23 protein-coding genes are annotated in these 23903 nt (G+C 62.5%); 11 read left to right on the top strand and 12 right to left on the bottom strand.

Translation table 11 applies throughout. The annotated features are described in order from the left end of the window. The 5 genes from AC0J6G_RS17240 to AC0J6G_RS17220 form a co-directional block, all read right to left on the bottom strand. A complete protein-coding gene (locus tag AC0J6G_RS17240; RefSeq protein ID WP_475249814.1) occupies window positions 1–1878 on the bottom strand; it encodes a GGDEF domain-containing protein in 1878 nt (625 codons plus the stop codon). 26 nt (window positions 1879–1904) lie between these two features. Beyond that, complete coding sequence (locus tag AC0J6G_RS17235; RefSeq protein WP_475249813.1) at window positions 1905–2768, bottom strand: endonuclease/exonuclease/phosphatase family protein; 864 nt, start codon at window positions 2766–2768, stop codon at window positions 1905–1907. Window positions 2769–2792: 24 nt separating this feature from the next. Continuing rightward, a complete protein-coding gene (locus AC0J6G_RS17230; protein ID WP_475249811.1) occupies window positions 2793–3422 on the bottom strand; it encodes a thiol:disulfide interchange protein DsbA/DsbL in 630 nt (209 codons plus the stop codon). A gap of 153 nt (window positions 3423–3575) precedes the next feature. After that, complete coding sequence (locus AC0J6G_RS17225; RefSeq protein WP_475249809.1) at window positions 3576–4181, bottom strand: c-type cytochrome; 606 nt, start codon at window positions 4179–4181, stop codon at window positions 3576–3578. 46 nt (window positions 4182–4227) lie between these two features. Then, window positions 4228–4518, bottom strand: a complete 291-nt coding sequence (locus AC0J6G_RS17220; protein ID WP_475249807.1) for a c-type cytochrome — start codon at window positions 4516–4518, stop codon at window positions 4228–4230. Window positions 4519–4766: 248 nt separating this feature from the next. On the opposite strand from AC0J6G_RS17220, the gene yihA reads away from it, so the two are divergent. Continuing rightward, window positions 4767–5420, top strand: a complete 654-nt coding sequence (gene yihA / locus AC0J6G_RS17215; RefSeq protein WP_475249805.1) for a ribosome biogenesis GTP-binding protein YihA/YsxC — start codon at window positions 4767–4769, stop codon at window positions 5418–5420. Between the two features lie 287 nt (window positions 5421–5707). Here yihA and polA read toward each other — a convergent pair whose 3' ends face one another. Next, window positions 5708–8563 (bottom strand): DNA polymerase I, encoded by a 2856-nt coding sequence (polA, locus tag AC0J6G_RS17210; protein WP_475249803.1) that lies wholly within the window; start codon window positions 8561–8563, stop codon window positions 5708–5710. A gap of 74 nt (window positions 8564–8637) precedes the next feature. Between polA and AC0J6G_RS17205 the strand changes: the two genes are divergently transcribed. Together AC0J6G_RS17205 and AC0J6G_RS17200 are read left to right on the top strand one after the other, a co-directional pair. Next, complete coding sequence (locus AC0J6G_RS17205; RefSeq protein ID WP_475249801.1) at window positions 8638–8922, top strand: DUF2782 domain-containing protein; 285 nt, start codon at window positions 8638–8640, stop codon at window positions 8920–8922. A gap of 15 nt (window positions 8923–8937) precedes the next feature. After that, window positions 8938–9888, top strand: a complete 951-nt coding sequence (locus AC0J6G_RS17200) for a homoserine kinase (protein ID WP_475249799.1) — start codon at window positions 8938–8940, stop codon at window positions 9886–9888. Window positions 9889–9902: 14 nt separating this feature from the next. Here AC0J6G_RS17200 and znuA read toward each other — a convergent pair whose 3' ends face one another. Further along, a complete protein-coding gene (gene znuA, locus AC0J6G_RS17195) occupies window positions 9903–10877 on the bottom strand; it encodes a zinc ABC transporter substrate-binding protein ZnuA (protein WP_475249797.1) in 975 nt (324 codons plus the stop codon). Between the two features lie 66 nt (window positions 10878–10943). Between znuA and AC0J6G_RS17190 the strand changes: the two genes are divergently transcribed. From AC0J6G_RS17190 to AC0J6G_RS17160, 7 genes are all read left to right on the top strand, one after another. Then, entirely contained in the window at window positions 10944–11429 is a 486-nt protein-coding gene (locus AC0J6G_RS17190; RefSeq protein ID WP_475249795.1) for a Fur family transcriptional regulator, read from the top strand. Next, window positions 11426–12232: a zinc ABC transporter ATP-binding protein ZnuC gene (gene znuC / locus AC0J6G_RS17185; protein WP_475249793.1), complete on the top strand. Its 807-nt coding sequence runs from the start codon at window positions 11426–11428 to the stop codon at window positions 12230–12232. Before AC0J6G_RS17190 ends, znuC begins: the two co-directional genes overlap by 4 nt. After that, complete coding sequence (gene znuB, locus AC0J6G_RS17180; protein ID WP_475249791.1) at window positions 12225–13013, top strand: zinc ABC transporter permease subunit ZnuB; 789 nt, start codon at window positions 12225–12227, stop codon at window positions 13011–13013. Before znuC ends, znuB begins: the two co-directional genes overlap by 8 nt. A gap of 67 nt (window positions 13014–13080) precedes the next feature. Continuing rightward, a complete protein-coding gene (locus AC0J6G_RS17175) occupies window positions 13081–13920 on the top strand; it encodes a PA5502 family lipoprotein (RefSeq protein WP_475249789.1) in 840 nt (279 codons plus the stop codon). Between the two features lie 201 nt (window positions 13921–14121). After that, entirely contained in the window at window positions 14122–15129 is a 1008-nt protein-coding gene (locus AC0J6G_RS17170) for a methionine ABC transporter ATP-binding protein (protein ID WP_475249787.1), read from the top strand. After that, window positions 15129–15806 (top strand): methionine ABC transporter permease, encoded by a 678-nt coding sequence (locus AC0J6G_RS17165; protein WP_090254404.1) that lies wholly within the window; start codon window positions 15129–15131, stop codon window positions 15804–15806. Before AC0J6G_RS17170 ends, AC0J6G_RS17165 begins: the two co-directional genes overlap by 1 nt. 79 nt (window positions 15807–15885) lie before the next feature. Next, window positions 15886–16656: a MetQ/NlpA family ABC transporter substrate-binding protein gene (locus AC0J6G_RS17160; RefSeq protein WP_475249784.1), complete on the top strand. Its 771-nt coding sequence runs from the start codon at window positions 15886–15888 to the stop codon at window positions 16654–16656. Between the two features lie 49 nt (window positions 16657–16705). Here the strand turns inward: AC0J6G_RS17160 and AC0J6G_RS17155 are convergent, their stop codons facing one another. The 4 genes from AC0J6G_RS17155 to AC0J6G_RS17140 are packed head-to-tail and all read right to left on the bottom strand — an operon-like array spanning window position 16706 to window position 21367. Next, complete coding sequence (locus AC0J6G_RS17155; RefSeq protein WP_475249782.1) at window positions 16706–18118, bottom strand: ABC transporter ATP-binding protein; 1413 nt, start codon at window positions 18116–18118, stop codon at window positions 16706–16708. Then, a complete protein-coding gene (locus AC0J6G_RS17150) occupies window positions 18115–18915 on the bottom strand; it encodes an ABC transporter permease (RefSeq protein WP_475249780.1) in 801 nt (266 codons plus the stop codon). The genes AC0J6G_RS17155 and AC0J6G_RS17150 overlap by 4 nt, the downstream gene beginning before the upstream one ends. Further along, window positions 18912–19850 carry an ABC transporter permease gene (locus AC0J6G_RS17145; protein ID WP_475249778.1) on the bottom strand — a complete coding sequence of 313 codons (939 nt, stop codon included), beginning with the start codon at window positions 19848–19850 and terminating at the stop codon, window positions 18912–18914. Before AC0J6G_RS17145 ends, AC0J6G_RS17150 begins: the two co-directional genes overlap by 4 nt. Continuing rightward, window positions 19838–21367: an ABC transporter substrate-binding protein gene (locus AC0J6G_RS17140; RefSeq protein WP_475249776.1), complete on the bottom strand. Its 1530-nt coding sequence runs from the start codon at window positions 21365–21367 to the stop codon at window positions 19838–19840. The genes AC0J6G_RS17145 and AC0J6G_RS17140 overlap by 13 nt, the downstream gene beginning before the upstream one ends. A gap of 212 nt (window positions 21368–21579) precedes the next feature. On the opposite strand from AC0J6G_RS17140, the gene AC0J6G_RS17135 reads away from it, so the two are divergent. Beyond that, window positions 21580–22935 (top strand): OprD family porin, encoded by a 1356-nt coding sequence (locus AC0J6G_RS17135; RefSeq protein ID WP_475253803.1) that lies wholly within the window; start codon window positions 21580–21582, stop codon window positions 22933–22935. Here AC0J6G_RS17135 and AC0J6G_RS17130 read toward each other — a convergent pair. Further along, window positions 22930–23799, bottom strand: a complete 870-nt coding sequence (locus tag AC0J6G_RS17130) for a LysR family transcriptional regulator (RefSeq protein WP_475249774.1) — start codon at window positions 23797–23799, stop codon at window positions 22930–22932. The two genes, AC0J6G_RS17135 and AC0J6G_RS17130, sit on opposite strands and share 6 nt — an antisense overlap. Window positions 23800–23903 lie beyond the last annotated feature (104 nt).

Raw genomic sequence — 23903 nt, 5'->3', positions numbered from 1 at the left:
TCAGCTCAACTCCAGCCGATTACGCCCAGCCCCCTTCGCGCGGTAAAGCGCTTGGTCGGCCCGCTCGAACACCTTGTCGCTGGCCTCATCGTGGGCAAAAGCCGTCAGCCCAGCCGACAGGGTGATGGTGACCCGCTCACCGCGAAAGTGAAACGGGCATTGCTCGATCCCCTCCAGCAAGGTCTGCACCAATTGGCGGCCACCTTCCAGAGGCGTGGAGGGAATCAGCAGCACAAACTCCTCGCCACCAAACCGGGCAATAAAATCAGTCTTGCGTAGGCGCTTGGCTAGTTCGCCAGCAATGATCTTCAACACCTTGTCGCCAGCCAAGTGGCCATAGTTGTCGTTGATCCGCTTGAAGTGGTCGATATCCAGCACCGCCAGCAGCAACTCGCCGCCATAGCGCTTCCAGCGCGCCATTTCCAACTCTAGGCGCTCACTCCAGCCCGCGCGGTTGGGCAGGCCGGTTAGCGGGTCGATCAGCGCCTTCTGGCGTTGCTCTTCGAGGTGATCCCGGAAAACCTGCGCCTCCTGCTCCATATCAGCGACCTTTTGGGTCAGGCTCTGCAGCCGCTGCGCGACCTGTTCCTCGGTGCCATCACGGTGTTTCTGGTGTTCGCTGACGGTACTGAGCAGGCCATCCAGACGTGATTCCAGAGATTGCTTGAGGGTCGGCAGATCAACCGCATCCTGCACGCTGGCTTGTAAATCGCTGACCTGCTCTCGCAACTCCTGGTTAAAGCTGCGCGCGCTTTCCACTGACTCGTTATAGCCCTCATGGGCCTCGCTGAGGGTGCTGAGAAACGCGGCAAGGCGCTGGTTGAGCTGATTCAGGTAGCTGGCAAACTCGCGCTGACCGTTGTCAGTAACGGCCAGTATCAGCACCGCCAGGTCATCCAACACCGACACCAGTTCATACCAGTTCAGACCGCCCTGTACGCGCTGGCGCAAGGCCTCGCCTTGTGGCTGATGGCGCTCAGGCAGCTCCAACTCATCCAGCAGCCCCATCAAACTGTTACCGATATGCGGGGCAACGGCGCTATAGCCGGGCTCGGGGACTTCCGGCAGGGCGTAGGCCGGATCAGTCTCACCGTGCACAGCCACGGGGGCTTCGGTGACCAATGCGGCATCAGGCGCGACCACCGCCGCCACCGGCAAACCGGGCAGCGGCTCTGGCTCAGCGCTGACGGTCACAGGCGCTGCGGGCACAGGCACGTCACTAACCGGGCTGGGCGGCATTTGTGCTGCAGGAGGTGCGTTTTGCAGTTGGATTGCCGCAGCCGGCCCGGGTGCGGGCGGCTGGGTGACGTCGACTTGGGCAGGCTCGCTGGCCACCGGCGGGTTGGGGGCGTCGTCCTTGCCACCAAACAAACGCTGCAGCAAACCCGGGCGCGCCACACCCGCGTCGCCCTCAAGGGCTGCCAGAGCCTGCTGCTGTAAGCGGCTTAGCTCGCCAAGCAAGGCCGGCAGTTCACGCGGCTGGCTCGCCCGTTCGTCAATGCGTTTGGCAAACTGCTTGAGCGCTTTACGCACCTCGCGCGGCGGCTCTAGGGCGAGCAATTGCTCGGTAAGGCTGGTGACACCGGAAATGTTCTGCTCGACGCGATCCTGGCGACTCTTCTCAGAGTCCAACACCGCTTTCTCCAGACGCGGAATCAATGCGGGCAAGCCGACGTCGATATCATCGCGGCGCAGAATATCGCGCAGCTCTTGCATGCACTGATCAACCGATTTGTCGCTGCCCTCCGCCGCCAGCGAGCTGCGTACCAATCCGCGCCTCAACAGGTCGAGCCGGGTTTCCCAACGGCGTTCAAGCTTTTCTTGCTGTTCCAGGCTTTCCAGGTACTTGCTTTTCCAGCGCTGGGCATCATCGGTCATGGTTGCAGTCCAAACTTAGAATACGGTCAAGGCTGAATCAGCATAGGCGTTGCGGGCGTAAAGAGTGAAGAGGGCAAACGAATCTGCACGGCCACCGGCAGATGGTCGGAGATTGGTTGCGACAGTACTTCACAGCGCTCCAGTCGCAAACCGGGGCTCAACAGGATGTGGTCAAGGCAGCGCTGCGGCCGCCAACTGGGGAAGGTTGCCTCAATCTGCGGGGCAAATAGATCGAGATCGCGCAGCGGCGAATGCTGCAGCAGGTCATTGGCATGGGTGTTCATATCGCCCATCAGCACCAGATGCCGGTAACCGCTGAGCAATTCGCGGATATAGGCCAACTGACGGGTGCGGGTGCGCGCACCAAGGGACAGGTGCATCGTCACCACCGCAATTGCATCCGGGCCATCCCCCAAACGCAACAACATCGCGCCGCGCCCGGGCGGGCCGGGCAGCGGGTGATCTTCCATCAGGCTGGGGCGCAAACGGCTGAGCACGCCGTTGCTGTGCTGTGCAAGGCGACCGAGGTTGCGATTGAGTTGCTGATACCAGTATGGGAAGCCGCCCAGGTGCGCCAGGTGCTCAACTTGATTGACGTAGCCTGAACGCAGGCTGCCGCCATCCACTTCTTGCAAGGCAACCAGGTCGAAATCACCCAGCAGATCGCCAATCCGTTGCAGATTGCCGCTACGCCCGGCAGTTGGCAGCACATGCTGCCAGCTGCGCGTCAGATAATGGTGATAACGCTGGGTGCTGATGCCCACCTGGATATTGAAGCTAAGCAGGCGCAGGCTGCCATTCTGCGGCCAGTCATCCGCGGGCGCACAACGTGGATTGACCTGCGCATCGCACAGGTCAATCGTCCGCCTGGCAGGCCAGCGTCTGAGCATTAACGCGTGATCCGCGCGCGCCGTTTACTGCGCAGCGCGTTCTTGAGCGATCAGATGGTCAGCCACTTGCAGCGCTTGCTGGGGGCCGCCCGAGCTGCCAATGTCGAACCGGTATTTACCGTTGACGATCATCACCGGCACGCCAGTGATCTGGTACGCCATGGCCAGTTTCTTGGCTTTCTCCAGCTGGCTCTTCACGCCAAAGGAGTTGTAGGTCTTGAGGAAGGCGTCCTTATCGATGCCTTCAGCTGCCAGGAAGTCAGCCATCTCTTCCGGGGTTGCAAGCTTCTTACCCTGCAGGTGGATGGCGTCGAATACTGCGCTGTGCACCTTATGCTCAACGTTCAGCGCTTCAAGGGTAATAAACAGCTGGCCGTGGACGTTCCACATACCGCCAAACATGGCCGGAATGCGCACGAAATTGACGTCTTCTGGCAGTTTTTCAACCCATGGGTTAATGGTCGACTCGAACTGGTAGCAGTGCCCACAGCCGTACCAGAACAACTCCACCACTTCGATTTTGCCCGGCTTGGAAATCGCTACGGGGTTACTCAGCTCAACGTATTGCTTGCCGGCTTCGATTGGCTCGGCATGAGCGCTCAGGCCAAACAGGCTGGCGGTGACGAGAGTGGCACTGAGGATCAGGTTACGCATGCGTTACTCCTTGGCTATAAACGGTGCGTGGTGACGAACCGAGGTTCGACCCGCGAAGCAGACTGGGGTTCCAGGCATTGTAGCGAGCCATACAATGAAAAAGGGCAGCCTAAGCCACCCTTTTTCATTACTGCATGTCGCGGCGTTAACCGATCAATGCAGGCCCTGGATAAAGCTGGATACCGCTTCGATATCCTTGTTGCTCAGCTTGGCGGCGATCGAACGCATGATCATGCTATCGCCGTCATTGGTGCGGTTGCCTTCACGGAAGTCGGTCAGCTGCTTGGCGATGTAAGTCGCGTGCTGGCCACCCAATTGCGGGTAACCGGCAGCATCCAGACCTGCGCCGTTAGGCCCGTGGCAGCCGATGCAAGCAGGCATACCCTCAGCCAGTTTGCCGCCACGGAACAGCTCGCCGCCGCGCTCGACCAGTTTAGGATCCGCAGCGCCAACACTCATTTTCTGGCTGGCGAAGTAGGCCGACATATCCTCCAGATCTTGGTCGCTCATGTTGTCCAGCAAGCCGGTCATTTCCACAATAGGACGTGCGCCAGACTTGATGTCCTTTAGCTGCTTGAGCAAGTAACGTTCGCCTTGCCCGGCCAGCTTCGGGAAGTTCGGTGCTGCACTGTTGCCGTCGGCAGCATGGCAAGCACCACAGACAACAACCTTACCCTGACCGGCTTCAGCATTGCCTGCGGCATGTGCCAGGCCGGTGATGCCCAGGGTCAACAGCAGACTCACGAGTACTTTGTTCATCAGCTAATCCAATTTACGGCTAAGAGAAAGAGTTTATAAGCCGGGCTTACTCGGTCATCAACTTGATGACGGCTTGGTAATCCTCGGCCGTGCAGTCCATGCACAGTCCGCGTGGCGGCATAGCGTTCAGGCCATTGGTGACGCTCAGTACCAGCGCATCCATGCCCTTGGCCAGACGCGGCTCCCAGGCAGCCTTATCGCCACGTTTGGGCGAAGTCGGGATCGCGCCGTTGTGGCACACACCGCACGCGCGGGCGTAGACGGCTTCGGGGTCCTGCGCGGCATGCGCACTAAACGAAAACATCAAGGCACTTACTGCAATCAGCAATTTTTTCATCAGATCAACCTCATCAGGGAGGGGAACGTACTGCTTTCTTTGGGCAGATGATCTAAATCGTTCCCGTGGCCACTTATCCAACTGTAGGGAGAAAGCGCACACAAAATCTGCGCCATTATATACTGGCGTCATTGAAACGGAAACGACGCAGCTTGCCGCGCTTCGCCTACACAGGCAGGCTGCGCGCAAATGTCGCAAGGGCATCGCGCCTGTACCGCCACCATATGCTCGCCCTCACGGATACTTAGATGCAAGCCAAAAACCCGATTATCGGCCTGTGCCAACAGGCTACTTTCCTTATCAGCGCAGCCAAGGTTGACCAATGCCCGGAAGATTTCGGCCATGAAGTGGCCTTTGCCGGGCGCTCCAACGCCGGTAAATCCAGCGCACTGAACACCCTGACCCACGCCAGCCTGGCGCGCACCTCGAAGACGCCCGGGCGCACCCAGCTGCTCAACTTCTTCAAGCTGGACGAAGAGCGCCGCCTGGTCGACCTGCCGGGTTACGGCTACGCCAAGGTACCAATCCCGCTGAAACTGCACTGGCAGAAGCACTTGGAAGCCTACCTGGGCAGCCGTGAGTGCCTGCGCGGGCTGATTCTGATGATGGACATCCGCCATCCACTGACTGAGTTTGACGTGCTGATGCTGGACTGGACCGCCTCCAGTGAAATGCCCATGCACATCCTGCTGACCAAGGCTGACAAGCTGGCCTTTGGCGCAGCGAAGACTGCGTTGCTCAAAGTGCGTCAGGATATTCACAACCGCTGGGGCGACCGCGTGAGCATCCAACTGTTTTCCGCCCCTAAGCGTATCGGCATCGAAGACGCTCAAGAGGTGCTGGCCAAATGGATGCAGCTGGGCGAATTTGCCCCTGAGGATGCTCAGGACATTGACGCCTAAGACCTCGGTGACTTCAGTGCAGGCAAAAAAAACCCCGGACTTCTATGGGGAGGGAAGTTCGGGGTTCAACATCTGAACCGCTAGGGCGGGGTCCAGAATCTGCCAACACTTAACACAACAAAGGAGCATCGAAGGGCTGTCTAGGCCGTTCATATGCTCTGAGTGTTCGCCGCAAAGCAAAGTTCATCCCTGGGTAAAAATTAATTCGTTATAAGCCTGGGTGGCCTAATACCCGCATACCTTGGCGCCCGCCGCCAAAGCGTGGTTGCCAGGTTGCGGGCACGACCTTAGTGGGCTTCATCCCAGTTATTGCCTACACCCACTTCCACCAGCAGCGGTACATCCAGCGCGGCGGCGTTGCCCATCAGCGGCTTGATCTGCTCACGCACCTGCTCGACCAGATCCTCACGCACCTCCAGCACCAGTTCGTCGTGCACCTGCAGGATGACTTTGGCATCCAGGCCGGATTCGCTCAGCCAGCTGTCCACGGTGACCATGGCGCGCTTGATGATGTCCGCCGCCGTGCCCTGCATCGGCGCGTTGATCGCGGTGCGCTCGGCGCCTTTACGCAGCGCCTGGTTCTTCGCGTGAATATCCGATAGGTACAGACGACGGCCGAACAGGGTTTCGACAAAACCCTGCTCGGAAGCCTGCTCGCGGGTGCGCTCCATATAGGCAAGCACGCCGGGATAACGGGCGAAATACACATCGATATAGGCCTGCGCCTGTTTGCGGTCGCAGCCGATCTGCTTGGCCAAGCCGAAGGCGCTCATGCCGTAAATCAGGCCGAAGTTGATCGCCTTGGCGCTGCGGCGCTGATCGCCGGTGACTTCGTCCAGCGGCACGCCGAACACCTCGGCAGCGGTAGCCTTGTGCACATCGCGGCCATGGCGGAAGGCATCCAGCAGGCTCTCATCCTTGGCCAGGTGGGCCATGATGCGCAGCTCGATTTGCGAGTAATCCGCCGCCAGCAGCTTATAGCCTTTAGGCGCGACAAAGGCCTGGCGAATACGCCGACCTTCGGCGGTACGGATCGGGATGTTCTGCAGGTTTGGGTCGGTGGACGACAAGCGACCGGTCGCCGCCACCGCCTGGTGATAACTGGTGTGGATGCGCCCGGTGCGCGGGTTGATCTGCTCCGGCAGACGGTCGGTGTAGGTGCTTTTCAGTTTGCTCAGGGAGCGATACTGCATCAGCACCTTGGGCAGCTCGAAGTCCTGCTCAGCCAGCTCGGCGAGCACCGCTTCAGCCGTCGAGGCCTGACCCTTGGCGGTTTTGCTGATGATCGGCAGCCCGAGTTTCTCGTAAAGAATCACGCCCAGCTGCTTGGGTGAAGCCAGGTTGAACTCTTCACCAGCAATTTCGAAGGCCTGACGCTCCAGCGCCACCAGCTTCTCGCCCAGCTCGTTGCTTTGTAGGCCGAGCAGGTTGGCATCCACCAGCGCGCCCTGGCGTTCGATGCGTGCCAGCACCGGCACCAGCGGCATTTCAATCTCCTGCAGCACCTTGGCCAGGCTCGGCTCGGCCGAGAGCTTGGCCCACAGATGCTGGTGCAGACGCAGGGTCACGTCGGCATCTTCGGCGGCATAGGGCGCGGCCTGGGCCAGATCGATCTGGTCGAAGGTCAGCTGCTTGGCGCCTTTGCCGGCGATGTCCTCGAAGCGGATGTTGCTGTGATCCAGGTACTTGAGCGCCAAGCTGTCCATATCGTGACGGGTGGCGGTGGAGTCCAGCACGTAGGATTCGAGCATGGTGTCGAAAGCAACGCCCTGTACCGTAATCGGCGTCGAGGCATTGGCGAGGATGTTGATGTCGTACTTGGCGTGCTGGCCGACCTTGGCCTTGTTTGGGTCCTCTAGAATAGGCTTCAGCGCCTTGAGCACCGCATCGCGATCCAGCTGGGTCGGCACGCCCATATAGGAGTGGGCGACCGGGATATAGGCTGCTTCGCCGGCCTTGACCGCAAAGGACAGGCCAACCAACTGAGCCTTTTGTGCATCCAGGCCCGTGGTCTCGGTATCGAAGGCGATCAGCTCGGCATTGCGCAGTTTCTCCAGCCATTCGTCGAACTGCGCCTGCTCAAGGATGCACTGGTAGTCACCCAGGGCTGCCGCTGCGGGCAACTCGGCAACCGCCGCCTCGGCTGTCGGTGCTTCAGCGACCGCTGGAGCTGGCGCGATTACAGCGGCGGCACTGGAGCTGGGAGCCAAGGCAAACAGATCATCGGCAGGCGCTGCGGCCGGAGCCTTGATCACCGGGGCCGGGTTGCTGCGCAGCAACTCTTCGCGCCAGGTTTTGAATTCCAACTCGGCGTACAACTCGACCAATGCAGGGACATCCATCTCGCCTGGGTGCAGCGAGTCGATGGCGATATTCAGCGGCACATCCAGTTTGATGGTCGCCAGCGCGTAGGACAGATAAGCCATATCGCGGTATTCGGTGAGCTTGGCCGGCAGGGTCTTGGCGCCGCGGATCGGCAACTCAGGCACTTTATCGAGGTTGGCGTAGAGCACATCCAGACCACCACCGACACCAACCAGCAGGCCTAGCGCAGTCTTTTCACCCACGCCTGGCACGCCGGGAATGTTGTCGACCTTGTCACCCATCAGCGCCAGGTAGTCGATGATCAGCTCAGGACCAACCCCGAATTTCGCTTTCACGCCCTCGATGTCGTAGACGCTTCCGGTCATGGTGTTGACCAGCGTCACATGCGGGCAAACCAGCTGGGCCATGTCCTTGTCGCCGGTGGAGATCACCACGTCGCGGCCTTCAGCGGCGCATTGGCGGGCCAGGGTGCCGATTACGTCATCGGCCTCAACGCCTTCGACGCACAGCAGCGGATACCCCATGGCCTTGACGCTGGCGTGCAGCGGCTCGACCTGTACGCGCAACTCATCGGGCATCGACGGGCGATTGGCCTTGTACTCGGCGAACATTTCATCGCGGAAGGTACCGCCCTTGGCGTCAAACACCACGGCAAACGGGCTTTTCGGGTACTGCTTGCGCAGGCTCTTGAGCATGTTCAGCACGCCCTTGACCGCCCCGGTAGGCAGGCCCTTGGAGGTGGTCAGCGGGGGCAGGGCATGGAAGGCACGGTAAAGGTAAGACGAACCGTCAACCAGAACGAGAGGGGCTTGGCTCATGAGCAGGATCAACCTTTTCGGCGGGGGCAGCGGTAGAATGGCTGCACCATTGGAATCAAAGGGACAAGGTTATCATGCGCACACTCAATCGCCTGTTGCTGGCCAGCCTGCTGGCATTCACTACCCTGGTCGCCCACGCCGAAGACCCGGTTTCGGCCGACCCGGATGTAACCATTCGCCAGGACGGCGACAAGACCATCCATGAATACCGGGTCAACGGTTTTCTCTACGCGGTCAAAGTCATCCCCAAAGGCGGCAAGCCGTACTTCCTGGTACGCGCCGATGGCAGCGATGGCAACTTCGTCCGCTCGGACAGCCCGGATATGTTGATTCCGGCCTGGGAAATTTTCAGCTGGTAAGAAGGCAGTTCTGCAATGTCGGTGTTTACCCCGCTTGAGCGCCATGAGCTCGAGGCGTTTCTCGCCCCCTATGGCCTGGGTCGCTTGCGCGATTTCCAGGGCATTGCTGCAGGCAGCGAGAACAGTAATTTCTTCGTTAGCCTGGAGCAGGGCGAGTTTGTTCTAACCCTGATCGAGCGCGGCCCGAGCGCCGACTTGCCGTTCTTTATCGAACTGCTCGACGTGCTGCACGACGCCGGCCTGCCCGTACCCTATGCCCTGCGCACAGCCAGCGGCGAGGCGTTGCGCAGCCTGGCGGAAAAGCCGGCGTTATTGCAGCCGCGCCTGGCCGGCAAGCATGTGCACGAAGCCAATCCGCATCACTGCCAGGAAGTCGGTGCACTGTTGGCGCGTATTCACCTGGCAACCCGTGACCAGCCGCTCCCGCGCAAGAGTGATCGGGGTCTGGACTGGATGCTGGCAGAAGGGCCGAGCCTGGCCTTGCAGCTGCCCGATGAACAGCTGCCACTGCTGCGTGATGCGCTGGCGGAAATCCACGCACTCAAGCCGCGCATCCTCACCTTGCCGCAGGCCAACCTGCATGCCGACCTATTCCGCGACAACGTGCTGTTCGACGGCAACCACCTGGCTGGGGTGATCGACTTCTACAACGCCTGCTCGGGACCGATGCTCTACGACCTGGCGATTGCCCTGAACGACTGGTGCTCTTGCGCAGACGGCAGCCTGGACAGCAAACGCGCGCAAGCGCTGCTCGGTGCCTATGCCGGCTTACGGCCGTTTACTGCAGCAGAAGCCGAGCTGTGGCCCGCCATGCTGCGCATCGCCTGCGTGCGCTTCTGGCTATCCCGCCTGATTGCCGCCGAATCCTTCGCTGGCCAGGAAGTGCTGATCCATGACCCGGCGGAATTCCAGCGTCGCCTGGCCCAGCGCCAGCAGGTTGAGCTGGCGCTACCGTTCGCCTTCTAAGATCAGGGCGCTGATTACAGCGCCTCGAGGCAACCCGCCAGCTCGCCCGCCATGTTCTCCAGCAGGGCTTCGTAGCCGCCTGCATCCACAGGCAAGGCGCCGCCCATGGCATCCAGCTCGGCCAGGGTAACGGGCAGGCCGGCGGTGAGGGTTTGCGCCAGGCGCGGGCGAAACGGCGGCTCGCTGAATACGCAGGTCGGCCCGGTTTCCTGCAAGCGCTTACGCATGGCGGCGACATGCTGAGCACCCGGCTGCACTTCACCGAGCACGCTGAACACACCGGTGTGCTTGAGGCCATAGGCGGCTTCAAAGTAGTCATAGGCTTCGTGGAAAACGAAGTAGGGCTTGCCAGCCAGGCCGCTCAAGCGCGCTTTCAGGCGCTGATCCAAAGCATCCAGACGCTCGCCAAATGCTTTGGCATTGGCCTGGTAGCGCGCGGCATTAACCGGATCGGCTTGCGCTAAGTCACTGGCCATCTTGTTCGCGACAACTCGGGCATTCGCTGGCAGCAACCACAGGTGAGCGTCCAGGCTGCCCGGACGATGCGCATGGTCGTGCACGTCTGCCTCGGCGTGATCGGCGTGATCGGCGTGATCGGCGTGATCGGCGTGATCATCCTGATGCTCGGCGTGCTGCTCATCGCTGTCGCCGAAATGACGCAACGACATGCCTGGCAAGCCCTGCACGGCCACGCTCGGCTTGTCACGACCGGCCAATACGCGCGGCAAAAAACTCTCCAAATCAGCGCCGATCCAGTACAGCAGGTCGGCGTCGCGCACGCTGCGCACATCGGAAGGGCGCAGCGCGTAGTGGTGGGGCGATGCGCCCGGCGGTAGCAGCACTTCAGGCTGGCCAACGCCGTCCTGCACCGCCGCGGCAATCAGCTGCAGCGGCTTGATGCTGGTCAGCACGCGCACATCGGCCTGAGCAGCAGCGCCAAGGAAAAAAGTGACTAACAGCAAGCAGGTAACAGAAAAAAGACGCGACACGGGGAGCACTCAAGCAGAAAGGAACGGGTAATATAATAACGTCTCTTACCTTATTCGTCGTTGCCCATGACTCAAGCGCCCCTGGCTTCACGCCCACACGACCATTCTCATTGCGTTAGCCATGCCCTGGCTGAGGCTGAAAGCATCTGCACGCGCCAAGGGCTGCGCCTGACCACCTTGCGCAAACGCGTGCTGGAACTGGTCTGGGCCAGCCACAAGCCGCTGGGCGCGTATGACATTCTCGGCGTGTTGAGCGATGAAGACGGCCGCCGCGCCGCGCCGCCCACGGTGTACCGCGCCCTGGATTTCCTTCTGGAAAACGGTCTGGTGCACCGCATCGCCTCGCTCAACGCCTTTGTCGGCTGCAGCCACCCGGAGCACGCCCACCAAGGCCAATTCCTTATCTGTCGAGGCTGCAGCGCCGCCATCGAATTGGAGCAGGCGACAATTAGTGGCGCCATCATCAATGCAGCAGCGGCGGTCGGTTTTGTCGTGGAAAGCCAGACGGTCGAAGTGGTCGGTTTGTGCGCCGGCTGCCGGGAGCCCGCATGAGTGATGCCCTGATACGCCTGGAAGATGTGGGCGTGATCTTTGCCGGGCAGAACGTGCTGCAGGATGTGCAGCTGAGCGTAAAACCCGCTGAAATTGTCACCCTGATTGGCCCCAATGGCGCGGGCAAAACCACCTTGGTGCGCGCCGTACTCGGCTTGCTCAAACCCAACAGCGGCAGCGTCTGGCGCAAACCCAAGCTGAGCATCGGCTATATGCCGCAGAAGCTTCACGTTGACGCCACGTTGCCGCTGTCGGTGCTGCGCTTTTTGCGCCTGGTGCCTGGGGTTGATCGCCTTCGCGCACAGGCCGCACTGGCCGAAGTCGGCGCGGCGCAGGTGATCGACAGCCCGCTGCAAAGCGTCTCTGGCGGTGAGCTGCAGCGCGTATTGCTGGCCCGCGCGTTGCTGCGTGAACCCGAGCTGCTGGTGTTGGACGAGCCGGTACAGGGCGTTGATGTCGCCGGCCAAGCTGAGCTGTACCGGCTGATCACCCAGCTGCGCGACCGCTATGGTTGCGGCGTGCTGATGGTGTCCCACGACCTGCATCTGGTGATGAGCACCACCGATCAAGTGGTTTGCCTCAACCGTCACGTCTGCTGTTCCGGGCATCCGGAGCAGGTCAGCTTTGACCCGGCCTTCGTCGAGCTGTTTGGTCAGGACGCGCAAAGCCTGGCGATCTACACCCACCGCCACGACCATGCGCACGACCTGCACGGCGCTGTGGTGAGCGAAGCCCCGACCGGCCTGAACATCAAAGGCCCAGTAAAACCGCATATTCACGGAGATGGCTGCACGCATGGCTGATTTTCTACTCAACGCCCTGCTCGCAGGCCTGGCCCTGGCCCTTGTTGCCGGCCCACTCGGCTCCTTCGTGGTATGGCGGCGCATGGCCTATTTTGGCGACACCCTGTCGCATGCGGCGCTGCTCGGCGTGGCCCTGGGGTTGATGCTGGACGTCAGCCCAACCCTGGCCGTAACGGTCGGTTGCGTACTGCTCGCCACCTTGCTGGTAACCCTGCAAAGCCGCCAACCACTGGCCGCCGACACCCTGCTTGGCATCCTCGCCCACAGCACCCTGTCGCTGGGTTTGGTGGTGCTGAGTTTTATGCAGGATGTGCGCATCGACTTGATGGGCTACCTGTTTGGCGACCTGCTGGCTGTGGGCCCCAGCGACCTGGCCTGGATCATCGGCGGCAGCGCGCTGGTGCTGGTGCTGCTGGCGCTGCTGTGGCGGCCACTGCTGGCCATTACCGTGCATGAAGAGCTGGCCAAGGTCGAAGGCCTGCCGGTGGCAGCGATTCGCTTGAGCTTGATGTTGCTGATCGCCGTGGTGATCGCCGTGGCGATGAAGATTGTCGGCGTGCTGCTGATCACCTCGTTGCTGATCATTCCCGCTGCCGCCGCCCAGCGCCATGCACGCACCCCGGAGCAGATGGCATTCGGCGCCAGCCTGCTGGGGATTGTCGCGGTGTGTGGCGGCCTCAGCCTGTCGTGGTTTCAGGACACGCCCGCCGGACCGTCGATCGTCGTCACAGCGGCCAGCCTGTTTTTGCTTTCTTTCGCCCTGCCCCGGCGCACCGCTTAACGGGTGGTGATGCCACCGAGCGCAGTGTAAACTTGCGCGTTTTTTGCACAATCCGAGACGCGCAGCAATGAAATCGTTCATTTTCCGTGGCCTGCCCTTGACGTGGGTTCTGCTGTTAGCCGGCTGCCAAAGCGCGCCGCAACCGGCCAACCTGCCAGTGGACGACCTGGTCAGCGCCTTTCGTCAGCTCGACCAAAGCCTTACCAGCGGCGATCTCGGCAACGCCGAAAGCCAGCTTGTCCAGCTGCAGCAACGCGCTGCAGGCGATACGCGCCTGGAGCAGTACCAGCGTCAGCTCGCTGAAGCGCACCTGCAGCAAGGGCAAACAGCCCTGCAAAAGGGTGACCTGGATAGCGCCACCAAAGCCCTGAGTCGCGCCCGCAGCCTAATGCCGCAGGCACCGGCACTGACCACCGGCTTGGATGGTGCCATCGCCCAGGCGCGCGTCGCCGAGTTGGCCGCTGCCGAACAGCAGCAACGGGCCAGTGCCCTGAGCGCCGCCCGCGCTGAAGCCGCTCGCGTGGAGCACGCTCGCCAGCTACGCCTGGCCGCCGAGCGGCAGGCGGCGGAGCACGCCAAACAACTGCAGGCCGCGCGCGCACCGGCCCCCGCTAAACCCCAGGCCCAACTGATCAACCCAGCGGCGGCCAGCAGTGTAATCGCCATGCCGATGCTGGATAACCAGGACAACGAACGCCTGCGCAGCCTGCTTGATGGTGTCGCCGCCGATATCGTCGCGTTCAAGTGCGCGGTGCGTATTGAAGTGCGCCAGGCCAAGGACTTCCTCTGGGTCGCCTCCTTGCTCAACGCGCGCATCAAACGCCTGGACCCCAGCTTCACTCCGCGCATGAGCCAGGTGCTGAAACCGGCTCAGGTGCCACAACTGGTACTCAGCCCGACGCGCTAAGCGAAGCGGCACGTCACCACGACCGGGCTTGCCCGGTCGTTTGCATTGACGCTGGCTACACTGGGCGCAACAGCGCCATTGCTAATGCAATTTGGCTATAACCATAGGTCTACAAAGATTTTTGCGGCCTAAGCCGTGCCGGGTAGACTAGCCGGCCGCTTACGCCTACCCGGCAACTCTGAAACCCAAAAGGTTTAACGCGTGATCAATTTTCATCAGGTCCACAAGGCGTACCGCGTCAGTGGCCAGGACATCCCCGCTTTGCAGCCGAGCGACCTGCACATCGCCCATGGCGAAGTGTTTGGCATTATCGGCCACTCTGGCGCGGGCAAAAGCACCCTGCTGCGCCTGATCAACCGCCTGGAACAACCGTCCGGCGGGCGCATCGAGATCGACGGCGAAGACGTCACCGCGCTCGACGCCAACGGCCTGCGCCGTTTCCGTCAGCAAGTCGGGATGATCTTTCAGCACTTCAATCTGCTGTCCTCGAAAACCGTCGCCGACAACGTCGCCCTGCCGCTCAAGCTGGCAGGCGAGCTGCCGCGCAGCGCGATCAATGCCCGGGTTACCGAGTTGCTGGCGCGTGTCGGTCTGCAGGATCACGCCAACAAGTACCCGGCGCAGCTCTCCGGCGGGCAGAAACAGCGCGTCGGCATCGCCCGCGCCCTGGCCACCGAGCCGAAGATTCTGCTGTGCGACGAGGCCACCAGCGCCCTCGACCCGCAGACCACCGCCTCGGTATTGCAGTTGCTGGCGGAGATCAACCGCGAGCTGAACCTGACTATCGTGCTGATCACCCACGAGATGGACGTGATCCGCCGCGTCTGCGACCGCGTGGCGGTGATGGATGCTGGCGTGATTGTCGAATCCGGCCCGGTGGCCGAGGTGTTTCTGCATCCGCAGCACGCCACCACCAAGCGCTTTGTGCAGGAAGCCGAGCAGATCGACGAGAACGAACAGCGTGACGATTTTGCCCATGTGCCAGGCCGTATCCTGCGCCTGACCTTCCAGGGCGAAGCCACTTACGCGCCGCTGCTGGGCACCGTGGCGCGCGAGACAGGGGTGGATTACAGCATCCTCGCCGGGCGTATTGACCGCATCAAAGACACCCCCTACGGCCAGCTGACCCTGGCCCTGACCGGCGGCGATCTCGACGCCGCACTGGCGCGCTTTGCCGCCGCCGACGTGCATCTGGAGGTGCTGCGCTAATGGAAGCCTTACTGACTCGCCTATTACCCAACGTTGATTGGGCGGAAATCGGCTACGCCAGCCTGGACACCCTGAGCATGCTCGGCGGCTCCATGCTATTCACCGTGCTGCTCGGCCTGCCGTTGGGCGTGCTGCTGTTTCTCACCAGCCCCCGGCAGATGTTCGAACAGAAAGCCTTCTACGGCTTCCTCTCGCTGCTGGTGAATATCCTGCGTTCGGTGCCGTTCGTGATTTTGTTGATCGTGATGATCCCCTTCACGGTGATCGTCACCGGCACCTCGCTGGGCGTCGCCGGGGCCATCCCGCCACTGGTGGTCGGGGCTACGCCGTTCTTCGCGCGCCTGGTGGAAACCGCGCTGCGTGAAGTCGACCGCGGCATTATCGAAGCGACCCAGGCCATGGGCGCCACCACGCGGCAGATCGTGGTCAACGCGCTGCTGCCCGAGGCACTGCCCGGCATCATTGCCGCCATCACCGTCACGGCCATCACTTTGGTGTCCTACACCGCCATGAGCGGCCTGATCGGCGGCGGCGGTCTCGGCGACCTGGCCGTGCGTTACGGCTATCAGCGTTATCAGCCGGACGTGATGGCGGTGACGGTGATTTTGCTGCTGGTGCTGGTGCAGATTCTACAAACCGTCGGCGACAAGCTGGTGGTGCACTTTTCCAGAAAATAAGGTGCCCTACGGGGCGCACAAGACAGCGGGATACCGGTTACCTACCGGCCTCCGCACACATCCCACAAGGAGCTTTACGATGAAAAAACTGATCGCTGCATTCGCTGCCCTGGCAGCCTTCTCCGCCCAGGCCGAAAGCCTGAGCGTCGCCGCCACTGCCGTACCGCACGCGGAAATCCTCGAGTTCGTTAAGCCGGCCCTGGCCAAAGAAGGCGTTGAGCTGAACATCAAGGTCTTCACTGACTACGTGCAGCCGAACGTGCAGGTGGCCGAAAAGCGCCTGGACGCCAACTTCTTCCAGCACCAGCCGTACCTGGATGAATTCAACAAGAGCCGTGGCACCGACCTGGTCAGCGTCGCGGGTGTGCACGTTGAGCCCTTCGGTGCTTACTCCAGCCAGCACAAAACCCTCGCCGACCTGCCGCAAGGCGCCAACGTGGTGATCCCTAATGACGCCACCAACGGCGGCCGTGCCCTGTTGCTGCTGCAAAAGGCCGGGCTCATCACTCTTAAGCCGGAAGCGGGCATCCTCGCCACGCCGAAAGATATCGTTGAAAACACCAAGTCCATCAAGGTGCGTGAGCTGGAAGCGGCCACCCTGCCGCGTGTGCTGACCCAGGTAGACCTGGCGCTGATCAACACCAACTACGCGCTGGAAGCCAAGCTCAATCCGACCAAGGATGCGCTGATCATCGAAGGTAACGACTCGCCGTACGTCAACATCCTGGTTGCCCGTGCCGACGACAAGGACAGCGCAGCGCTGCAGAAATTGGCCAAGGCGCTGAACAGCCCCGAAGTCAAAGCCTTCATCCTGGAGAAATACCAGGGTGCGGTCGTGCCGGCGTTCTAAGCGCCCCACTTGCTGCACACGAACCCCGCCCATTGGCGGGGTTCTGCGTTTAAGCGGGTTGGCCCAAACGCAGATGCCGGTCGCAAGCCCGTGCCAATGCCTCAGCATCATGGCTTACCAGCAGCAACGCGCAGCCGTGCTCACGGGCGCTTTGCACCAGCAACTCGGTGACCTCGCGAGCGGTGATGGGGTCCAGCCGCGACACGGGTTCATCGGCAAACAGCAGCACCGGGTCGAGCAACAGCGCGCGGGCAATCGCCAAGCGCTGCAGTTCACCGCCTGAAACCTCAGTCGTCGACCGCGCCAGCAGTTCAGGGCGCAGGCGCAGACGTTCCAGCAACGGAGGCAACTTGGCCGGATCAAGGCGGTGCAGGCGCAGCACATCGTCAAACAGGCGGCGCAGCGGTACGCCAGCGGCGAAAGCCGCCGGCGGGTCCTGGTAGAGCTTGAGGTAGCGGTGTGCGGCCACGCCCGGACGCCGCCTCACCACGCCGGCATCGGCTTGCAGCAGGCCGAGCAGCAGATCGCCGAGGCTACTCTTGCCACAGCCGCTGTCGCCAGCAATACCGAGGATTTCACCCGATTCGATACGCAGGTCCAAGCCTTCGAACAACTGCCGACCGCCACGTTTAAGGCACAGGCCGCGCGCCTGCAGCACCGGCTCGCTGGCTGGCGCGCCCGTCACGGCGGCGACCAGCGGGGTCGGCCAGTGGCGCGGGTCGGCGGCAATCAGCGCGCGGGTGTAGTCATGCTGCGGCGCGTCCAGAATCGCCTGGGCATCGCCCGACTCCAGCAGGTGCCCGGCGCGCATCACCAGCAGTGTGCCGCCCAATTGCCGCGCCACTTCCACATCGTGGGTGATGGTCAGCAGCGCGCCCTGCTGCGCATGCTGGCGCAGCAACGTGGCGACCTGATCGCGGCGGCTGGCATCCAGGCCCTTGGTCGGTTCATCGGCAAGCAGGATAGGTGCGCCGGCAGCGGTGGCGGCGCAAAACGCCAAGCGCTGGGCCATGCCGCCCGACAGCTGGCTGGGCAGACGCGCCGCAGCCGCCTCCAGGCCCACGCCCGTCAGCGCCTGGTTGGCGGTGTGCTGGGCCTGCTCCGGCGCCTGGCCGTGCACGCACTCGTGCACCTCGGCCACCTGCTGCAGCGCCGGCATCAGCGGGTCGAGGGAATGCCAGGGCTCCTGGGGCAACATGGCCAGTTGCTGGCCCCAGAGCTGCTCGCGGGCACAGCGATCGAGGCTGGCAAGGTCGGTATCACCCAGCAGGATGCGTCCGCTGGCGGTCAGCGGTGGCGGCAGGGTGCCCATGATCGCGTGCATCAGCAGGCTTTTGCCGGCCCCGGTTTCGCCGAGAATGGTCAGGCATTCGCCCGCCACCAGATTCAGGCTCAAGGGCTCCAGCAAGGTCTTGCCGTGCGCCTGGACGCTCAGCGCTTCGATGCGCAACAAAATGGTCATGCGCGTTTACCCGCCAGCAAGTTGAGGCCCAGCACCAGCAGAAAGACCGCCAGCACTGGTTGCGCGAGCACCCAGGGGGCGTCGCTGTAATAGGGGAACAGCTCGACCATCATCAAGCCCAGTTCAGCAGTGGGCGGGCGCAGGCCAACGGCGACAAAACCCAGTGCCGCCAGGGCCATGATCGAACCGGCGGCGCCAAACGCGGCGAGGGTCGCCACTGGGCCAACCAGGGCCGGCCAGACATGCCGCCGCAAACAGTAACGCCAGCCGAAACCGAGCATGCGCGAGGCCTGCATCGGCTGCGACGCCACCGCCTGCCAGGTGATCGCCCGCACCACGCGGAAATACTCCACCCACAGCACCAGCGAGATGGCCACGTACAGCGCCAGCATCGAACCCGGCGCCAGGCCGGCGACCAGCAAAATCAATACCAGGCCGGGCAGGGCCAGCACCACATTGAGCACAAACGACAAACCGCGATCGATCCAGCCCTGGCGCCAACCGGCGGCGATACCGAGGGTGACGCCGATCAGCGCCGAGGTCAGCACGCAGACCAGGCTCAGGCTCAACGACAGGCGCAACGCGGCGCCCATGCGCGCCAGCATGCTGCGGCCGAAGGGGTCAGTGCCCAGGGGTTCAGCCAAGCTCGGTGTGGCAAAACGTTGGGCCAGGTTCTGCAGGGCAGGGTCGGTGTGGCCGAGCAGGCCTTCGAGTACGGCGAACAGCACCAGCAGCGCGAGCAGGCCGGCGCCGACGCGCTGACTGGTGGACAGGGAGGCAAACAGGCGCGGCATCATTGGCCACTCCTCTGGCGTGGATCCAGCCAATGGCAGGCCAGGTCAATCAGCAGGTTAAGCGCCACAAACAGCAGCCCCAGGGCCATCGCGGCGCCCTGGATCATCGGTACGTCACGGTTGAACACAGCATGGGCCAGGCCGTGTCCCAGGCCCGGCCAGGAGAACAATGACTCGATCATCACCACGCCCTCGATCACGCTGGCCAGTTGGATACCAAGAAACACCACCACGGGTAGCGCAGCATTACGTGCGCCATGCCGTTGCAACGCTTGGCGCAGGCTCAGCCCTTTGACCCGAGCAAAGTTGAAGTAGGCTGAGCGCAACACCTCGGCAGCACTGTGACGCACCACCCGGCTGGACACTGCAGCCATGGCCAGCGCCAGGGTCAACGCCGGCAGGATCAGGTAACGCGGGCCGTCAAAGCCAGCCACCGGCAACATGCGCCACTCCAGGGCGAACACCAGCAGCAGGCCCAGGCCGATAACAAACACCGGCTGAGCGCGCAGCAAGGCCGAGGTCATCAGGCTTAAGCGGTCGAACCATCCCCCCGCGCGCAGCGCCGCCCAGACGCCAACCGGCGCAGCGATGAGCAAGGCAATCAGCATCGCGCTACCGGCCAGCAGCAAGGTGTGGCCAAGCAGGTGGGCGATCTCGTGGGTCACCGGCAGGCCGCTGACCAGCGAATCGGCAAAATTGAACTGCAGCAAGTCGCCCAGCCAATCGAGGTACAGTTGCCAACCGGGACGGTCCAGGCCCAGCTCAGCACGCACCGCTTCGGCAGCGGCCAGGTCGACGTTGTCGTAGCCATAGCGGCCGGCCGCGATCCGAAACTCCATATCACCGGGCAATAGGCGCATCAGCACAAAGCTCAGGGTGCCCACGCTCCAAGTGACGAAAGCCGCCTGCAGCAAGCGGCGCAGAATCAGTTGCAGCATGGCGAAAAACTCATTTCGGCAATCCGGTAATTACGCTCGTAAGGGTCGAAGCTAAAGCCTTGCACACGGCTCGATACGGCAATTTGCTGGGTGTAATAAAGCAGCGGAATCAGCGGCAGTTCATCGACCAAAATCTGCGCCACACGCTGGGCGTTGGCGCGGTAGCGGGCAGCGTCGCGCTCGCCCTGTTGCGCCGCCAGCAGCGCCGGCAACTCAGGGTTATGCCAGCCCATGGCGCCCCAGTCGCCATTGCCGGCGTCGCCAAAATCGGCCAGCAACAAGCCCAGCGGATCGGCGATGTTGCCGTAGTTACGGGCGATCAGCGCCACCTGCAGGGTGCCGTTGTGGTGCCCGGCCGGGATGTCGCTGGAGTTGACCACCGACACCTGTATATCGATGCCTAATTCGCGCCACTGCGCCTGAATCGCGGTGGCCAGTTGGAACAGCTCGGGCCGGTCGGCGTAGGTGATCAGGCTTAGGCGAAAGCGCTCGCCATGGCGCTGCAGAATCCCGTCGGCTGCCGCTTGCCAGCCTTGCGCCGCCAGCAGAGCACGAGCACGCGGCAGATCACGCGCAGATACGGGCAGGTCGGCCAGGTGCCAGTCGCCCAGCGATGGCGGCACCAACTGCGCCGCCTCGCCCCCCGGTACGCGCAGCACACCCTCAGTCAGGCCAGTACGGTCCAGCGCCAGGCTCAGGGCCAACCGCGTATCGCGAGCGGCGAGCAGTGGATCACCCAGATTGAGCTTGAGCTGGATGGTGCGCGGGACGGTATAGGAGTGCACGCGCACGTTGTCGCGCCGCTTAAGCAGGTCGAGGCTGGCGGGGTCGAGGGTGTAAACGATGTCGGTTTGCCCGGCCATCACCTGCAGCGCGCGGCTTTCGGCGCGGTGCCCGGTGAGGTAGACGGCACGTTTGATCGCCGCCGGCGTGCCCCAGTACCCCTCAAAGCGCACCACACCCAGGCGATGCGGCGGATCAAAACGCTCCACTTGGTAAGGACCCGTGCCCTGCAAACGCGTGATCTGCCCCTGGCTGTCGTAGGAGGCCGGCGAGAGTATTGCCGTCGTGTAATGGGCCAACACCGCGCCAAGCGGGTTGTAAGGCCGGCTCAGGCGTACACGTAACGTCTGCTGGTCCTCGGCCGTAAAGGCCTCGACCGGCGCCGCCGCGAGCACTCCCGGTTTGCCCTGCGCCACCTGCAGCGCACGCACAACAGCGGCGGCATCGAGCAGCGCACCGTCATGAAAGCGCACGCCTTGGCGCAGGCTGAAGCGCCACACCAGGCCATCCTCCGAGCGCGACCAGGCCTCGGCCAGCCCAGGCAGCAACTGCCCCTGCGCATCAACATCAAGCAGGGTTTCAGCCACCTGCAAGCGGGTATACAGGTAGCCGTCGCGTGAGGGGTCTTGGCTGGTGAACTCGAACGGACCGCCAATCGACAATTGATCCGGGTCTTGGTTGGGCGAGCAGCCAGCCAACAATATGGCCAGCAGCGGATATAGCAGGGCTCTCAAGGGCGTTTCCAACAGCGGAATAAAGGGAAAATGCAGCAGAACAAAAACTGCCAGCACAACAAGGGCGCGAACTATAATGCGTTACAAGATAACATTACAAGCCGTGCTGCGCCGGAGGCCCGCGCGCAAAGCGGCGTTCTAGAGCCATAGAAGCCGCCTGGCTTATTCTGCAAAGGCCTGGCCAGCCGCTAACCGGAGTTCTTTTGTTCATGATCAAACGCCTGACCCTGCTCACCCTCGCCGCCTGTAGCTTGGCCCCTACGTGGTTAATGGCTCAGGACACTGCTCAGGATGCCGCTAAAGGCTTTGTCGAAGACGCCGAATGGCTGGTACTTAACCGCATGTTCTACGAGCGCCGCGACTTCGAAAACGGCGCGCGCAATGCCCGTGCGCGTAACAGCAAATACACCGACCGCCTCCAACGCAGTGATGTTGCCGAGGAATGGGGTTACGGCCTGATGGGCACCTTCACCTCGGGTTTCACCCAGGGTCGGATAGGTTTTGGCCTCGACGCGCAGCTGTACCAGGCGCAGGCGCTGGACACCGGTGGCGGCCGCGCGGGGGCCATTCGTGCATTACCGCTGGACCGTGACGGCCACCCCTTGGATAACCTGACGCGGGGCGGGGCCGCACTCAAGCTGCAGGCTGCTTCCACCCGTTTACGCTACGGCGAGCAGCGCGTCAGCACGCCGATCTTTAGCGCATCAGACAGCCGCCTGCTACCGGAAACCCATACCGGCTGGTACCTGGAAAGCGACGACATCAGCGCCATCAAACTCCAGGCCGGACACTTTACCGGCTCCGCCGACCGGCACTCGCGCAGTAACAACAACCCACTGGTGGTTAACTACGCCAGCAACGCCAGGGGCCAACTGGGCAATGCTTTTAGCTTTTTTGGCGGCCGCTACAACGGCCTGCCTGGGTTGAGCCTCAGCCTATTCACGGGCGAACTTGAAGACACCTGGCGCACGCACTATCTGGGCAGCACCTACCGCCTGCCCTTGGGTGATACGCGTAGCCTGACCAGTGACGTGCACCTGTACCAAAGCCGCGACACTGGTCAGGCCCTGGCCGGCGCCGTCGACACCACCACCGGCAGCCTGCTGCTGACCTACCGCAGCGGTCATCACAGCCTGGGGCTGGGCTATCAACAGGTCGCGGGCGATACCCCATTCGATTACGTGACCCGCGGCGCGATCTGGTTGGGCAACGCCATGCAAATGTCCGACTTCAATGGGCCCAACGAGCGCTCTTGGCAGCTCAACTATGGCTACGATCTGGGCGGTGTTGGCCTGCCCGGCCTCACTACCACCGCCGCCTATGTGCGCGGCAGCGGTACCGACGGCAGCCACGCAGACCCGAATGGCAGCTACGCCGGCTTCTATGGCCAGGGTGGCCGGCACTGGGAGCGCGATCTTTCACTGAAATACCTGGTGCAAGGTGGCCCGGCCAAGGACCTCTCCCTGCAACTGCGCCACAGCCGGCACCGCGCCAACAGCGCGCAAGGCGAGAACGACAGTCAGCAGCTCAAGCTGGTGCTGCAATATCCGCTAAGCGGCCGCCTATAACGCCTTTTGTGCAGCCTGCAGGCACTGCAGCAGGCATGCCAGCGCAGGTTGCTGCTGGGCCCTGCGCAGCAGTGCTACTAACTCACGGTGAAACGTCAGTGCACCCAGTTCAATCACCCGTAGCTGAGCCGAGCGCTGTAGCCACAACCCGGCGCGAGGGATCAGCGCTACACCCAGGCCACACTCAACCATGCGCACAATGGCATCAAGCTCGTCTAATTCGAGAACCTCGCGCACCTGCAAGCGCTGCTCACGGAGAAACTGGCTAACCTGGCGCCCGCCGAACGAGTGCCGGTCGTAACGGACGAACGGTTGTTCGGCGAGGATCTGCAAGGGCTCATCGCCGGGCACCGTTAGCGGCGTGATCAACACAAAAGGCTCACGGGCCAGGCTGATTTGCAGCAGCTCCTTGGGTAGCTCAAACGGCGGCTTGATCAGCAGCGTCAGGTCCAACTCGCCAGCATCCACCTGGCTCAGCAGCTGCAGCGATACCCCCGGCACCAACTTCAGCTCGACGCCCGGTGCCGCCAGGCGAAAGGCCGGCAGCGCCTCGGGCAACAGTCCGGTTTGCACACTGGCAATCGCACCGACCTTAAGCACGCCCTTCCACTCGGCCGCGCTGGTGGGCAGGGCCATCTGCGCGTACAGCCCGAGCATCTGCTCCGCCAGCGGCAAGGCATGCCGACCGGCAGCATTGAGCACCGCCGAACGTCCGCTGCGATCAAACAGACGTACGCCCAGGGCCTGCTCCAGCACACGCATCTGTGCGCTGACCGCCGACTGAGTCAGGCCAACCTGCTGGCCGGCCGCCGCGAAGGTGCCATACCGCGCCACCGCCACAAAGGTGTTCAACTCACGCAGCATCGCTGTCTCGACTGATCAATTTTGTTTGTGCTTGCGGCCAAGGATATTCGCTTTTAATCAGAATCGCTGTTGCTGAGAATCGGCAAACCGCCCTTTCAAGGAAT

Source organism: Pseudomonas sp. TS_SC_3, from assembly GCF_056156225.1.
The sequence above is the reverse complement of the archived record's forward strand: the minus strand, read 5'-3'. Positions and strand labels throughout refer to the sequence as shown.